Origin of the sequence: Pectobacterium sp. PL64, assembly GCF_022477975.1 — a bacterium.
GTDB classification, from domain to species: Bacteria; Pseudomonadota; Gammaproteobacteria; order Enterobacterales; family Enterobacteriaceae; genus Pectobacterium; species Pectobacterium jejuense.
The window spans coordinates 3,878,966-3,892,811 of the sequence record NZ_CP092070.1 but is presented as its reverse complement, the minus strand read 5'-3'; the positions used below and the strand labels follow the sequence as shown (position 1 = coordinate 3,892,811).

Sequence of the window (13,846 nt, the reverse complement as noted above, 5' to 3'; positions counted from 1 at the left end):
GAGGTGCCTTTCTTTTTTGTGCTGAACCCTTCCATTTCTGTTGGTTAATGAAAGTTATTTCTCTTCCTTTTTGATTTTAATTTTCATTTTTATCATGAAGTTATTTTTATCTTTTCATTAAAATGGAAATTGTTTTTGATTTTGTTTTTTATTGTATTACGCTTAATTCTGTCGGCTAAGAAATGTACATACTGGTTTGCCGATTTGGCGGTTGTTGATAAATGAAGCGGAATCTGAAAAGGAACCACGAATGATGCAGCAGACGATAAACAGAGAATTGGCGTTTAGTCAGCGTTTTGGCGAAGGTGAGAAGCAAATTCTGACGGAAGAAGCGATTGATTTCTTAACGGAGCTGGTCGCACATTTCACGCCAGCACGTAATCAATTACTCGCCGAACGGCAGGTACAACAGCGTAATATCGATCAGGGTAAGTTGCCTGATTTTATTTCAGAAACAGCTTCCATTCGTGATAAGGCATGGACAATACGCGGTATTCCCGATGACCTTCAGGATCGTCGCGTTGAAATTACCGGTCCGGTCGAACGCAAGATGGTGATCAACGCATTGAATGCCAACGTGAAAGTATTCATGGCGGACTTCGAGGATTCGTTGTCGCCGAGTTGGGAAAAGGTGATCGACGGGCAAATCAACTTGCGTGATGCCGTACGCGGGACGATTTCCTATATCAATGAAACAGGGAAAATCTACCAGCTGAAGCCCAATCCTGCCGTATTGATTTGCCGGGTACGCGGCTTGCATCTGCCTGAAAAACACGTGTCCTGGCAGGGGGACGCGATTCCCGGCAGCCTGTTCGACTTCGCGCTGTACTTTTTCCACAACTATCAGGAATTGCTGAAGAAGGGTAGTGGCCCTTATTTCTATCTGCCAAAGACCCAGTCATGGCAGGAAGCGGCCTGGTGGAATGATGTCTTCTGTTACACGGAAGATCGCTTTGATCTGCCGCGCGGGACAATCAAAGCGACGGTGTTGATTGAAACGCTGCCTGCCGTTTTCCAGATGGACGAAATTCTCTATCACTTACGTGACCATATCGTTGGGCTGAACTGCGGCCGCTGGGATTATATCTTCAGCTATATCAAAACATTAAAGAACCACAGCGATCGCGTCCTGCCCGATCGCCAGTCGGTGACGATGGAAAAACCCTTTCTTAGCGCTTACTCGCGGCTATTGATCAAAACCTGTCACCGTCGCGGCGCGTTCGCTATGGGCGGGATGGCGGCGTTCATTCCGAGTAAGGATGCGGAACGCAATAACTGGGTGTTGGATAAGGTACGTAAAGACAAAGAGCTGGAAGCTCACAATGGTCACGATGGCACCTGGGTGGCGCATCCGGGGCTGGCCGATGCGGTGATGGAAGTGTTCGATCGGGTGTTAGGTGAGCGTAAGAATCAGCTCGAGATCAGCCGTGAACAGGATGCGCCTATTCGTGCCGAAGAGCTGCTTGAGCCTTGCCCGGGAGAGCGCACGGAAGTGGGGATGCGCGCGAATATCCGTGTTGCAGTGCAGTACATCGAAGCATGGATATCCGGCAATGGCTGCGTCCCGATTTATGGGCTGATGGAAGATGCGGCAACGGCAGAAATTTCCCGCACCTCAATCTGGCAGTGGATTCGCCACGGCAAGACATTAAGTGATGGTCGTGTGATCACCAAAGCGCTGTTCCGCCAGATGCTGGCCGAAGAGATGTTTGTGATTCAAGAGGAGCTCGGTGATGCCCGTTTCAGCGGAGGGCGCTTTGATGAAGCCGCTCGGCTAATGGAGCAAATTACCACGCAAGATGAGCTGATCGACTTCCTGACGCTACCTGGCTACGCACTGCTTGATTAATCCTGACTGATAATAAAAAGGAACCTCTGCTATGACGACCTCTCGTATCCAACAAGTCCAGCATATCGAAAAAGAGTGGAAAACCGCCCGCTGGGACGGTATTACGCGCCCCTACAGCGCAGAAGATGTGATTAATCTACGGGGATCGGTGAACCCGGAATGCACGCTCGCGCAGCTCGGCGCGGCAAAGCTATGGAGCCTACTGCATGGTGACTCCCGCAAAGGCTATGTGAATTGCCTGGGCGCGCTGACGGGTGGACAGGCTTTACAGCAGGCGAAAGCGGGCATCGAGGCGATTTACCTTTCCGGTTGGCAGGTGGCGGCGGATGCCAACCTGGCGTCCAGCATGTATCCCGATCAGTCGCTCTACCCGGCGAACTCCGTACCTGCGGTGATTGAGCGCATCAATAACACGTTTCGACGCGCCGATCAGATTCAGTGGGCGAACCGCATTGAGCCGGGCGATAAGCGTCATACCGACTACTTTCTGCCGATTGTGGCGGATGCGGAGGCGGGGTTTGGCGGCGTGCTGAATGCGTTTGAACTGATGAAGTCGATGATCGAAGCGGGTGCTGCGGCGGTTCACTTTGAGGATCAACTGGCATCGGCGAAGAAATGCGGGCACATGGGGGGCAAGGTTCTGGTGCCGACGCAGGAAGCGATTCAGAAACTGGTTGCGGCGCGTCTGGCGGCGGATGTCTTGGGCGTGCCGACCTTACTGGTTGCACGAACCGATGCGGATGCAGCGGATTTGCTGACTTCCGACTGCGATGAATATGACCGTGATTTCATCACCGGAGAACGTACGGTGGAAGGCTTCTATCACACACGAGCTGGTATCGAGCAGGCAATCAGCCGCGGTCTGGCCTACGCACCGTATGCCGATTTGGTGTGGTGCGAAACCTCAACGCCGGATTTATCGCTGGCGCGTCGTTTTGCTGAGGCCATCCACGCGAAGTTCCCCGGTAAGCTGCTGGCGTACAACTGTTCTCCTTCCTTTAACTGGAAGAAGAATCTGGATGACAGCACGATCGCACGTTTTCAGGATGAGCTGTCGGCGATGGGCTACAAGTACCAATTCATTACGCTGGCCGGCATCCACAGCATGTGGTTCAACATGTTTGATCTGGCGCATGCCTATGCGCAGGGCGAAGGGATGCGGCACTACGTAGAAAAAGTGCAGCAGCCTGAATTTGAGGCGATTAAAGACGGCTATACCTTCTCATCGCATCAGCAGGAAGTGGGTACCGGCTACTTCGATAAGGTGACGAACATCATTCAGGGAGGCGAGTCTTCAGTGACGGCGCTGACGGGATCGACAGAAGAACAGCAGTTCTGATCCTAACCCGGTCAGTGTTCGTCTGGCCGGGTTTCATCGGGAGATCATGATGACGTGTGACCTTGAAAAGCTGGTGGCGCAGACGATCCTGCAAGGGTTTGATGCGCAATATGGACGTTTTCTCGAAGTGACAGCAGGGGCACAGCAGCGCTTTGAACAGGCTGACTGGCCTGCCGTACAACAGGCAATGAAACAGCGTATTCACCTATACGATCACCACGTTGGTCTGGTGGTTGAACAGCTGCGCTGTATTACGGGTATTCGCTGCGATGATGCGGATTTTTTGGCTCGGGTGAAGCATATCTACACCCGCTTACTGCCGGACTACCCGCGTTTTGAGATTGCCGAGAGTTTCTTTAATTCCGTCTACTGTCGGCTGTTTAACCATCGGGAACTGACGCCTGATAAGCTGTTTGTTTTCAGTTCTCAGCCTGAACAGCGCTTTCGTGAAATCCCCCGGCCTATCTCCAAGACGTTTGTGCCCACTGACGGCTGGCAGAACATGTTGGAAAAGCTGCTGAGCGATGTGCCGCTGCGCTTACCGTGGGAAGATTTGCCGCGTGATATTGGTTATATCACTGCGTATTTGCAGCGTACTTTCTCAGCGGAGCAGCTTGCGCAGGCGACATTACAGCTGGCTAATGAGCTGTTTTATCGTAACAAAGCGGCTTGGCTGGTGGGAAAACTATCGCTCCCTGACGGTGTTTTTCCGTTCCTGCTGCCGATTCACCACAACGAACGCGGGGCGCTATTTATTGATACCTGCTTAACCAGTCAGGCAGACGCCAGCATTGTGTTCGGTTTCGCCCGCTCTTACTTCATGGTGTATGCCCCGTTGCCGTCGGCGCTGGTGGCCTGGCTGCGTGACATTTTGCCGGGGAAGACGACGGCGGAGCTTTACCTGGCGATTGGTTGTCAGAAGCACAGTAAAACCGAGTATTACCGCGAATATCTGCACTACATTGCCGAATCAGAAGAGCAGTTTATCATCGCTCCCGGCGTGAAAGGTATGGTGATGTTGGTGTTTACGCTGCCGTCGTTCGATCGCGTATTTAAGGTCATCAAAGATCGTTTCGCGCCGCAGAAAGAGGTAAGTGCAGAGCGGGTAATGGCGTGCTATCAGTTGGTGAAAGAGCACGATCGCGTCGGGCGTATGGCGGATACGCAGGAATATGAAAACTTCGTCATCGATAAGCATCGTATCAGTCCAAAGTTGCTGGAGGAACTTTGGCGTGAGGTACCGGAAAAGTTGGAAGATCTAGGCGATCAATTGGTGATCCGACACTTGTACATGGAGCGCCGGATGACGCCGCTGAACCTCTATCTGGAACAGGCAAGCGCACAGCAGTTGCATGATGTGATTGAAGAATACGGCAATGCCATCAAACAGCTGGCCGCGGCGAATATTTTCCCCGGCGACATGCTATTCAAGAATTTCGGCGTCACGCGTCATGGGCGAGTCGTATTTTATGACTACGATGAAATCTGCTACATGACTGAAGTGAATTTCCGCAAAATCCCGCCGCCGCGTCACCCAGAGGACGAACTGGCCGCCGAGCCGTGGTACAGCGTCGCGCCGAATGACGTATTTCCCGAAGAATTTCCCCATTTCCTGTGTAGCGACCGCCACATTCGCACGCTGTTTGAGGAAATGCACGGCGACTTGTTTTGCGCGGATTACTGGCGAGCACTACAACAGCGGATCAGGGACGGGCACATTGAGGATGTTTACGCCTACCGACGCCGCAAGCGTTTTAGTCAGCGTGCTGCAATTTGAGCGTGGCTCGTTATTCGTTATATGTATTCTGTCTCAGAGAGCGTTTCGTGCGCCACACCGCAGCCATTTACATGCGATACCGTATACGCGCCCGACGTAGGGCGGCTCAGTCGCCGCCGCCCTACGAACCCAGGCTTCCGGCTAAATTATGCCGCTACGCGGTTCCATCGATGCTCTTGGCCGCTAGTCGAGCCGCCAGTGACGCGTTCCCGACGCGGCACTGGCTTTCGCGACGTCCTGTCGCTCACTCGGCGGTCAAGTTCACCGCTGCATAATTTTCATGCCGGGTAATAGTAAAGCCCACCATAATTGGCAGCTTATTACGAGGAATACACCTTATTCATAACCCACTGTATTCCTGCATCACCTGTTTGGCGGCTTTGATCACCAGCGCGCCGAGTTCTGTGACGCGGTCGTCCGTTATGCGCGACACGGGGCCGGAGATGGAAATAGCGGCGAACGCTTCATGATGTTCATCCAGAATACAGGCCGCGATGCAGCGCAGCCCCAGCGCGTGCTCTTCGTCATCGAACGAATAGCCCTGCTTGCGAATCAGCGACAGGTTTTCTTTCAACGCTTGTGGCGAGCTGAAGGTGTGTGGCGTGTAGCCATGCAGCCCTTTCTTGTGCAGCAGTTGAGTGACCTGAGCATCGGGTAAATGTGCCAGAAACGCTTTCCCGGCACCGGAAGCATGCATTGGCAACTTACCGCCAATAGGTGCGGACATACGCATCAGCGCCGTACACTGCACCTGATCGATAATAATCGCCTGGCTGTCGGTCTGATCGAACACGGCCAGATTGACGGTTTCACCAGAGTCTTCCATTAACTTGCGTACTATCGGATGCACAATCGCCAGCAGGTTGCGGCTTTGCAGAAAGCTGCTGCCGACGATAAACGCGTGTGAAGCAATCGTCCACAGCCCCAAGTCGCCAACCTGACGCACAAAGCCCTGTTGCTGCATGGTGGTGAGCAGACGGTGGGTCGTGGAATTCGGTAAACCGGCCTGCTGAGCGAGATCGGTTAGCGCCACGCTGCCGTTGGCTTTGGCGATATATTCAAGCAGCGTCAGGCCACGGGTCAACGACTGCACCTGCCCGGTCGGTTGTGCAGCGGTGCTCGCGCTGGCTCTGGGTTTTTTCCCGCGTTTGGCTGGCTCTGGTGGCGTCATAGCGTCGATTCCTTTTTATGGTAATGGAATTGATTTTCGTTTTTTCACCGCAGAATGCAACTCTTCTTTCTCTGCACTTTTTATCGGCAAATGACCTGAAAAAGTCTCATGCTACACCGCGTTAGCGTGCTCATAACTTATGCTAGGATAGACACAACATATCGTATTTATTGGCCGGGAATGGGGTTCGCGTGAGTAATCGGGTAGACGAATTGCGGCGTCAGTTGGCGCAACGCATTATGGTGCTGGATGGTGGTATGGGAACCATGATCCAGGGTTATCGCCTGCAGGAAGCAGATTATCGCGGTGAGCGCTTTGCTGACTGGCCGAGCGATGTGAAGGGAAATAACGATCTGCTGGTACTCACCAGGCCGCAGGTGATTAGCGAAATCCATGACGCCTATCTGGAAGCCGGTGCCGACATTCTCGAAACCAACACCTTCAACGCCACCACCATTGCGATGGCGGACTATGATATGCAGGCGTTGTCGGCGGAAATTAATACCGTTGCTGCACAGCTGGCGCGTGCCAGCGCGGACAAATGGACGGCCTTAACGCCGGATAAGCCACGTTATGTTGCCGGTGTGCTTGGCCCGACGAACCGTACCGCGTCGATCTCTCCCGATGTTAACGATCCGGCATACCGTAACGTCAGTTTTGATCAACTGGTGGAAGCGTATCGCGAATCGACTCGTGCCTTGATCGCTGGCGGTGTCGATCTGATCATGATCGAAACCATCTTCGATACGTTGAACGCTAAAGCGGCGAGCTTCGCGGTAGAAAGCGAGTTTGAGGCATTAGGCATCGAGCTGCCGGTGATGATTTCCGGCACGATCACGGATGCGTCAGGGCGTACGCTATCCGGCCAGACAACAGAAGCGTTTTACAACTCCTTACGTCATTCCCGTCCGCTATCTTTTGGCCTGAACTGTGCGCTGGGACCGGATGAACTGCGTCAGTATGTCGCTGAGCTGTCACGTATTTCAGAATGCTATGTGAGTGCGCACCCGAATGCAGGGCTGCCCAACGCCTTTGGGGAGTACGATTTAGATCCGGCCGATATGGCGAAACATATTGGCGAATGGGCGCGATCCGGTTTTCTGAATATCGTCGGTGGCTGCTGCGGATCGACACCTGCGCACATTGCTGCGATGGCAAAAGTGGTGGAAGGGGTACCGCCGCGCAAGCTGCCAGAGATTTCGGTGGCTTGCCGCCTATCCGGTCTGGAACCGCTGAATATCGATGCCAACACGCTGTTTGTTAACGTCGGGGAACGGACGAACGTCACCGGCTCCGCACGTTTTAAGCGTCTGATCAAAGAAGAAAAATACAACGAAGCGCTGGATGTTGCCCGTCAGCAGGTGGAAAGCGGCGCGCAAATTATCGACATCAACATGGATGAAGGCATGCTGGATGCGGAAGCGGCGATGGTCCGATTCCTGAACCTGATTGCCGGTGAACCGGATATTGCCCGTGTACCGATCATGATCGACTCCTCTCGGTGGGAGGTGGTTGAGAAGGGGCTTCAATGTATTCAGGGCAAGGGCATTGTTAACTCGATTTCCATGAAAGAAGGCGTTGAGGCCTTTGTGCATCACGCCAAACTGGTACGGCGCTACGGCGCGGCTGTGGTGGTGATGGCGTTTGATGAAGTCGGTCAGGCGGATACTCGCGCCCGTAAAATTGAAATTTGTCGCCGGGCGTACCGAATTCTGACGGAAGAAGTCGGTTTCCCACCGGAAGATATCATTTTCGATCCGAACATTTTTGCTGTGGCAACGGGGATCGATGAGCACAACAACTACGCGGTAGATTTTATCGAAGCCTGTGCGGACATCAAGGCGCAGCTGCCGCATGCGATGATCTCCGGCGGGGTATCCAACGTTTCCTTCTCATTCCGTGGCAACGATCTGGTGCGTGAAGCGATCCACGCTGTCTTCCTCTATCACGCGATCCGCAACGGCATGGACATGGGGATCGTGAATGCCGGTCAGTTGGCGATCTATGACGATCTCCCTGCGGAATTACGCGATGCGGTGGAGGATGTGATCCTGAACCGTCGCAGCGATGCCACCGAGCGCATGCTCGAACTGGCAGAAAAATATCGCGGCAGCAAAACGGAAGATGAAGGGAATAAAACGCAGGCGGAATGGCGCGGCTGGGATGTGAAGAAGCGTCTGGAATATTCGCTGGTGAAAGGCATTACCGAATTTATTGAGCTGGATACCGAAGAAGCGCGCCAGCAGGCCGCACGGCCGATAGAGGTGATTGAAGGCCCGCTGATGGATGGCATGAACGTCGTCGGCGATCTGTTCGGCGCAGGGAAAATGTTTTTGCCGCAGGTCGTGAAATCAGCTCGCGTCATGAAGCAAGCGGTGGCCTATCTCGAACCCTACATTGAAGCCAGCAAAGCCAAAGGCACGTCAGCCGGAAAGATCCTGCTGGCGACGGTAAAAGGCGACGTTCACGATATCGGTAAGAATATCGTCGGTGTGGTGCTGCAATGTAACAACTACGAAATTATCGATCTGGGCGTGATGGTGCCGACGGACAAGATTCTGAAGACCGCACGCGAAGAAAAGGTCGATATTATCGGGTTGTCCGGGCTGATTACGCCGTCGCTGGACGAAATGGTCAACGTGGCGAAAGAGATGGAGCGTCAGGGTTTCACGCTGCCGCTGCTGATTGGTGGCGCGACGACGTCTAAAGCGCATACCGCTGTGAAGATTGAGCAGAACTATAGCGGCCCGACGGTCTATGTGCAGAATGCTTCGCGCTCTGTCGGCGTGGTATCGGCGCTGCTGTCCAGTGCGCAATATGACGACTTTGTTGCACGTACCCGTAAAGAGTACGAAACCGTGCGTATTCAGCACGCGCGTAAAAAGCCGAGAACGCCGCCCGTGACGCTGGAAGCGGCTCGTGCTAACGCTTCCGATCTGGATTGGGAGAACTACACGCCGCCCGTTGCACATCGGCTGGGCGTGCAGGCAGTGACAGCCAGCATCGAAACGCTGCGCAACTACATCGACTGGACGCCGTTCTTTATGACCTGGTCGCTGGCCGGGAAATATCCCCGCATTCTGGAAGATGAGGTGGTGGGTGAAGAGGCCAAGCGCCTGTTTGCCGATGCCAACGCGATGCTGGACGATTTGTCCGCACGCGGTGCACTTAACCCTCGTGGCGTGGTTGGCTTATTCCCGGCGAACCGCGTTGGCGATGACGTGGTGATTTATACCGATGAACGGCGTGAAACGGTGCTGTCAGTGAGCCACCATCTGCGCCAGCAGACGGAGAAAACCGACTTCCCGAACTACTGCCTGTCTGATTTTGTGGCACCGAAGTCCAGCGGCAAGCCGGACTACCTCGGGGCGTTTGCGGTGACCGGTGGACTGGAAGAAGATACGTTGGCCGATCAGTGGGAAGCTCAGCATGATGATTACAACAAGATCATGGTGAAGGCGATCTCCGACCGTCTGGCGGAAGCCTTTGCGGAATACCTGCATGAGCGTGTGCGTAAAGTTTACTGGGGCTATGCGCCGAATGAGAACCTCAGTAATGAGCTGCTGATCCGCGAGAACTATCAGGGCATCCGTCCTGCACCGGGCTATCCTGCTTGCCCGGATCACACGGAAAAAGTGCAAATCTGGCAGTTGCTGGATGTGGAAAAGCATACCGGCATGAAGCTCACCGAATCCTATGCCATGTGGCCGGGCGCGTCGGTATCCGGCTGGTATTTCAGCCACCCCGACAGTAAATACTTCGCCGTCGCGCAAATCCAGCACGATCAGGTAGCGGATTACGCGGTGCGTAAAGGGATGGATGTGGGTGAGGTGGAGCGCTGGCTAGCGCCGAATCTAGGTTATGATGCTGATTAAGGGATTGAGTAAGGTGCTTACAGATATTGTTGTCTGAGTTATGTATGACTGTGAGCGTTTCGGGCGTGAGGGCAAAGGTGATATTTTGTGACGAATACGCCACGCCCGACATAGGGCAGCTCAAACGCCGCTTGCCCTATGTACCCAGGCTGTTGGCTGAAATCCTGCCGCTACGCGGTGCCTTCGGAATCATTGAACGCTAATCGAGCCGCCAGTGACGCGTTCCCGACGCGGCACTGGCTTTCGCGACGTCCTGTCGCTCACTCGGCGTTCACTGATACCTCAGCATGATTTCTGATGCCAGTCAGAGAACCTTCCCTACGTTAGCCAAGGTGTTCAGGATTTAGAACACCATTTCAATGAGAATAGTTATCAGTCTTATTGATGCAATTTCATGGTAATGGTAAGGTGAGCATCAATTAAGCAGAAAGCATTTTTCTGTTTTTATTCCACTCATTTCCGCTAACCGCTGGCCTGATTCTGGGCGTTAAACAGGATGAGGGTATCTTCCCGCTCATGCTAAAACGACTCTTTTCCATTGAGGATTTCTTCGACATCGGTGAACGTTACGGGATTGATTACCACTTCCCGCAGCTGTCGTCCTGCCGTGAGCGCGCGAAAGAAAAGCGTATCGTGGTGCAGGGCGATGTCGAAGAGATGACGCTGTCCTCTGGGATTTGCCTGACGAATTCTAACGTGCAGGTGTTGCAGCCTTACGAATCGACGTCGTTGCACTGTTGCCCGTTTTATACGCTGGTGGTGCTGGAAGGTCGCGTCGCGCTGCGTCTGAACGGCAAGGAGTTTGTTGTTCGCTCCGGTATGGCATTCAGCACCCGGCTGGGTGACCCGTTAATCATGAACGCCAGCCACCTCGCGGACTGTCATCTGCGCACCGTATCGCTGGGTATTTTCCCCACCACCTTTGCTTTGGATCCACTGTTGGGCTCGCTGCTGAACGAGTGGGAACAGGGCGGTAATCCAACATTTCTATGGCAGGTTCCCGGCTATTTGTTATCTGGGTTGCAGCACGCGCTGGAAAATACCGTGCCGGGATTATCGCGTCAGCTGATGCTGGAAGGCGTGATGCTACAACTGCTAGGGCAAGGCCTGTCATTCGGGCAACGTGGGGGAGAGCGGCGCGTCTTGCCTCCGCCCGGTGAACAGGATCGGCTGGAGAACGTTCGGCGGCTTCTGGCGCAACAGCCTGAAAAAGAGTACACCCTCAATGAACTGGCGCAGCTGGCCGCGATGAGCACCAGTAGCCTGCGTACCAAGTTTCGTCAGGCGTATGGTCATTCGGTCTTTGACTATCTACGTGACTGTCGGCTGGAACTGGCTCGGCGCTATCTGGTGCAGGGATACAGCGTTCAGCAGGCGGCCTGGATGTCGGGCTACCAGCATGCGACCAACTTTGCCACGGCTTTCCGGCGGCGTTACGGTATGGCGCCGAGCGATGCACGCATGGTCAGCTAGCATTTCCTTTCTTATCACTCTCCTGAGCCTTATTTGTGCCAGCTATTGTCACTTGGCTGCCCGCTTGGCGCTTTCTCGCTGAGTTCCCGTTTTGTCATTGCGCATACGCAAGTTGTCACTGCGCATAGCTATCGCAAGACTAAAAACAGTAATAATTCTTATTTACAATAATAAGGTCTGTGGAGATTCCCATGTTCAGAAAAACGCGGCTGGCGCTGGTGGTTGGCTGTTTCACCAGTGGATTAACGGTGTCGGCACTGGCGTAGGATACGCCATCCTCTTCTTCTCAGGGTGATACGTTAGTCGTGACGTCTCAAACGCAACGCGGCGCGACCAAGCTGGAAACGCCCGATATCGAGACTCCTCAGGCCGTTTCTATCATTACGCGCGACCAGATTCAGGAACAGGGTGCGACCAGCGTTCGTCAGGCGGTCGGCTATACGCCGGGCGTGTACAACAACCAAATCGGCGCGTCCAACCGCTTTGACTACATGGTGCTGCGCGGCTTTTCCGACGGCAGTCTCGATAACGTCTATCTCGACGGGCTGAAGATGATGGGGGATACCAACTCCCATAGCTCGCTGGTTATCGATCCCTGGTTCCTCGACAGCATTGAAGTGGTCAGAGGCCCGGCGTCCGTACTTTATGGTCGTTCTTCTCCGGGCGGTATTGTGGCGCTGAACTCCCGTCAGCCGTCGTTCGATCGCAGCGGACAGATCAAACTCTTTGCAGGCAATAATGCGCAGCGCGGTGCGGCGTTTGACGTTACCGGACCGCTGGATGATGACGAGCGTTTTGCGTTTCGTCTGGGCGGGATGGTGCGTGAGGCGGATACCCAATTTGGGCCGCTGAAAGAAGAACGCTATGCGATTGCACCTAGTCTACTGTGGCGGATTTCCGACAAGACCCGTTTGGAGTTGATGGCGTACCTGCAACGCGATCCAGAAGGCGGCAGTCACTCGGGTTTGCCGTATGAAGGCACGGTAGTCGCGCACAACGGGCGGAAAATCTCGAACACCTTCTATGAAGGGGAAGAGAATTATGAGAAATACGACCGTAAGCAAAACATGGTGGGATACAACTTTGAACACGGTTTTGATAGCGGCTGGGCGGCGCGCCAAAAAGTGCGCTATCTGCGTACCAAAGTGCATTTGGATCAGGTTTACGCCTATGGCTGGACGCAGCCGAGCGCCGATACGCTGACCCGTTATTACTCAGGTTCCCGCGAGTCGCTGTCTGCATTAACGTTAGATAATCAGCTCGATGGCAGCGTGGATACCGGTGCGGTGAACCACCGTCTGCTGGTGGGGCTCGACTATCAGCAGCGTAATAACAATATGGACTGGCCTTCGGGGTCCTTCCCGGCGCTTGACGCGTTTAATCCCGTTTACGGTTCTGGTCCAACGGCCATGTCCGGTACGCTGGAAAAGCACAAGCTGCAACAGACGGGCATCTATCTACAAGATCAAATGAGCTGGGAGCGTTGGCGTTTAACGTTGGGCGGTCGTCACGACCAGGTAAAAGTGACCCATGTTAACCATACCAAGGGGACACACAGCGAGTTGGATAAAAACAACTTTAGCTCGCGTGCCGCCTTACTCTACCTGTTTGATAATGGCGTTGCACCGTATGTCAGCTATTCCACGGCCTTTACGCCGACCAGCTTCGCCGATGATAACGGCAACGTGCTGGAACCGATGAAAGGCAAACAGTGGGAAGCTGGGATGAAATATCAGCCTGAGGGTTCTAAGGATCAGTACAGCCTGTCGGTATTCCGTATTAACCAGAAGAATGTGGCGACAAAAGTTCAGCCTAACGATCCTTACCGCTCCGTGGGTGAAATTGAGTCTGAAGGGGTTGAACTGGAGGCCGTGAGCCACATTACCGATAATCTGCGTCTGCAAGCGGCCTATACCTATACGGATATTCGCTATAAGAAAAGCAGTGTGGCTGAGCAAGGAAAACGGGCGGTGTACGCGCCGCGCAATCAAGCCAGCGCCTGGGCTAGCTATGATGTCAAAAGCGGTCCACTGGACGGCCTGACGATTGGCTCCGGCGTACGTTACGTGAACGGTGTGACTTCCGATCGCGCTAACACCCACACGCTGCCGTCTTACACGCTGGTGGATCTGGCAGTGGGATACGATCTCTCGAAGGTCGGTCTGAAAGGGCTGAGTGCGCAGCTTAATGTGAACAACCTGACCGATAAACGCTATGTCTCCGCCTGTAACTCGCTGGAGTTCTGCTACTTCGGTGCGGAGCGCAGCGTAGTCGGCAGCGTCTCTTATTCGTTCTGATCGCGCGTGTTGCAGCCATGAAACGAAAGCCGGGGAAACCCGGCTTTTTCACATCATGTATTCGC

General features: G+C 54.0%; 7 protein-coding genes. 6 read left to right on the top strand and 1 reads right to left on the bottom strand.

Translation table 11 applies throughout. The features are described from left to right. Positions 1-250: 250 nt before the first annotated feature. From aceB to aceK, 3 genes are read left to right on the top strand one after another with little or no spacing between them, the layout of a single operon-like run. Positions 251-1,849, top strand: a complete 1,599-nt coding sequence (gene aceB / locus HP572_RS17370; protein WP_240583863.1) for a malate synthase A — start codon at positions 251-253, stop codon at positions 1,847-1,849. Between the two features lie 31 nt (positions 1,850-1,880). Then, positions 1,881-3,188, top strand: coding sequence for an isocitrate lyase (gene aceA / locus HP572_RS17365; RefSeq protein ID WP_240583862.1), 1,308 nt, complete (start codon positions 1,881-1,883; stop codon positions 3,186-3,188). Between the two features lie 49 nt (positions 3,189-3,237). After that, positions 3,238-4,965: a bifunctional isocitrate dehydrogenase kinase/phosphatase gene (aceK, locus tag HP572_RS17360; RefSeq protein ID WP_240585777.1), complete on the top strand. Its 1,728-nt coding sequence runs from the start codon at positions 3,238-3,240 to the stop codon at positions 4,963-4,965. A gap of 340 nt (positions 4,966-5,305) precedes the next feature. Here the strand turns inward: aceK and iclR are convergent, their stop codons facing one another. Then, positions 5,306-6,136 carry a glyoxylate bypass operon transcriptional repressor IclR gene (gene iclR, locus HP572_RS17355; protein WP_180792207.1) on the bottom strand — a complete coding sequence of 277 codons (831 nt, stop codon included), beginning with the start codon at positions 6,134-6,136 and terminating at the stop codon, positions 5,306-5,308. Between the two features lie 239 nt (positions 6,137-6,375). Between iclR and metH the strand changes: the two genes are divergently transcribed. The 3 genes from metH to HP572_RS17340 all read left to right on the top strand — a co-directional run bounded on the left by metH (position 6,376) and on the right by HP572_RS17340 (position 13,781). Continuing rightward, a complete protein-coding gene (gene metH, locus HP572_RS17350) occupies positions 6,376-10,011 on the top strand; it encodes a methionine synthase (protein ID WP_371745338.1) in 3,636 nt (1,211 codons plus the stop codon). Between the two features lie 516 nt (positions 10,012-10,527). Next, positions 10,528-11,484 carry a helix-turn-helix transcriptional regulator gene (locus HP572_RS17345; RefSeq protein ID WP_240583860.1) on the top strand — a complete coding sequence of 319 codons (957 nt, stop codon included), beginning with the start codon at positions 10,528-10,530 and terminating at the stop codon, positions 11,482-11,484. 305 nt (positions 11,485-11,789) lie between these two features. Next, positions 11,790-13,781, top strand: coding sequence for a TonB-dependent siderophore receptor (locus HP572_RS17340; RefSeq protein WP_371745283.1), 1,992 nt, complete (start codon positions 11,790-11,792; stop codon positions 13,779-13,781). Positions 13,782-13,846 lie beyond the last annotated feature (65 nt).

Excerpts from the sequence above, each read along its gene's own strand:
- aceA (WP_240583862.1), top strand. The coding sequence starts at position 1,881 with ATGACGACCTCTCGTATCCAACAAGTCCAGCATATCGAAAAAGAGTGG.
- HP572_RS17345 (WP_240583860.1), top strand. The coding sequence starts at position 10,528 with ATGCTAAAACGACTCTTTTCCATTGAGGATTTCTTCGACATCGGTGAA.
- iclR (WP_180792207.1), bottom strand. The coding sequence starts at position 6,136 with ATGACGCCACCAGAGCCAGCCAAACGCGGGAAAAAACCCAGAGCCAGC.
- aceK (WP_240585777.1), top strand. The coding sequence starts at position 3,238 with ATGACGTGTGACCTTGAAAAGCTGGTGGCGCAGACGATCCTGCAAGGG.
- metH (WP_371745338.1), top strand. The coding sequence starts at position 6,376 with ATGGTGCTGGATGGTGGTATGGGAACCATGATCCAGGGTTATCGCCTG.
- aceB (WP_240583863.1), top strand. The coding sequence starts at position 251 with ATGATGCAGCAGACGATAAACAGAGAATTGGCGTTTAGTCAGCGTTTT.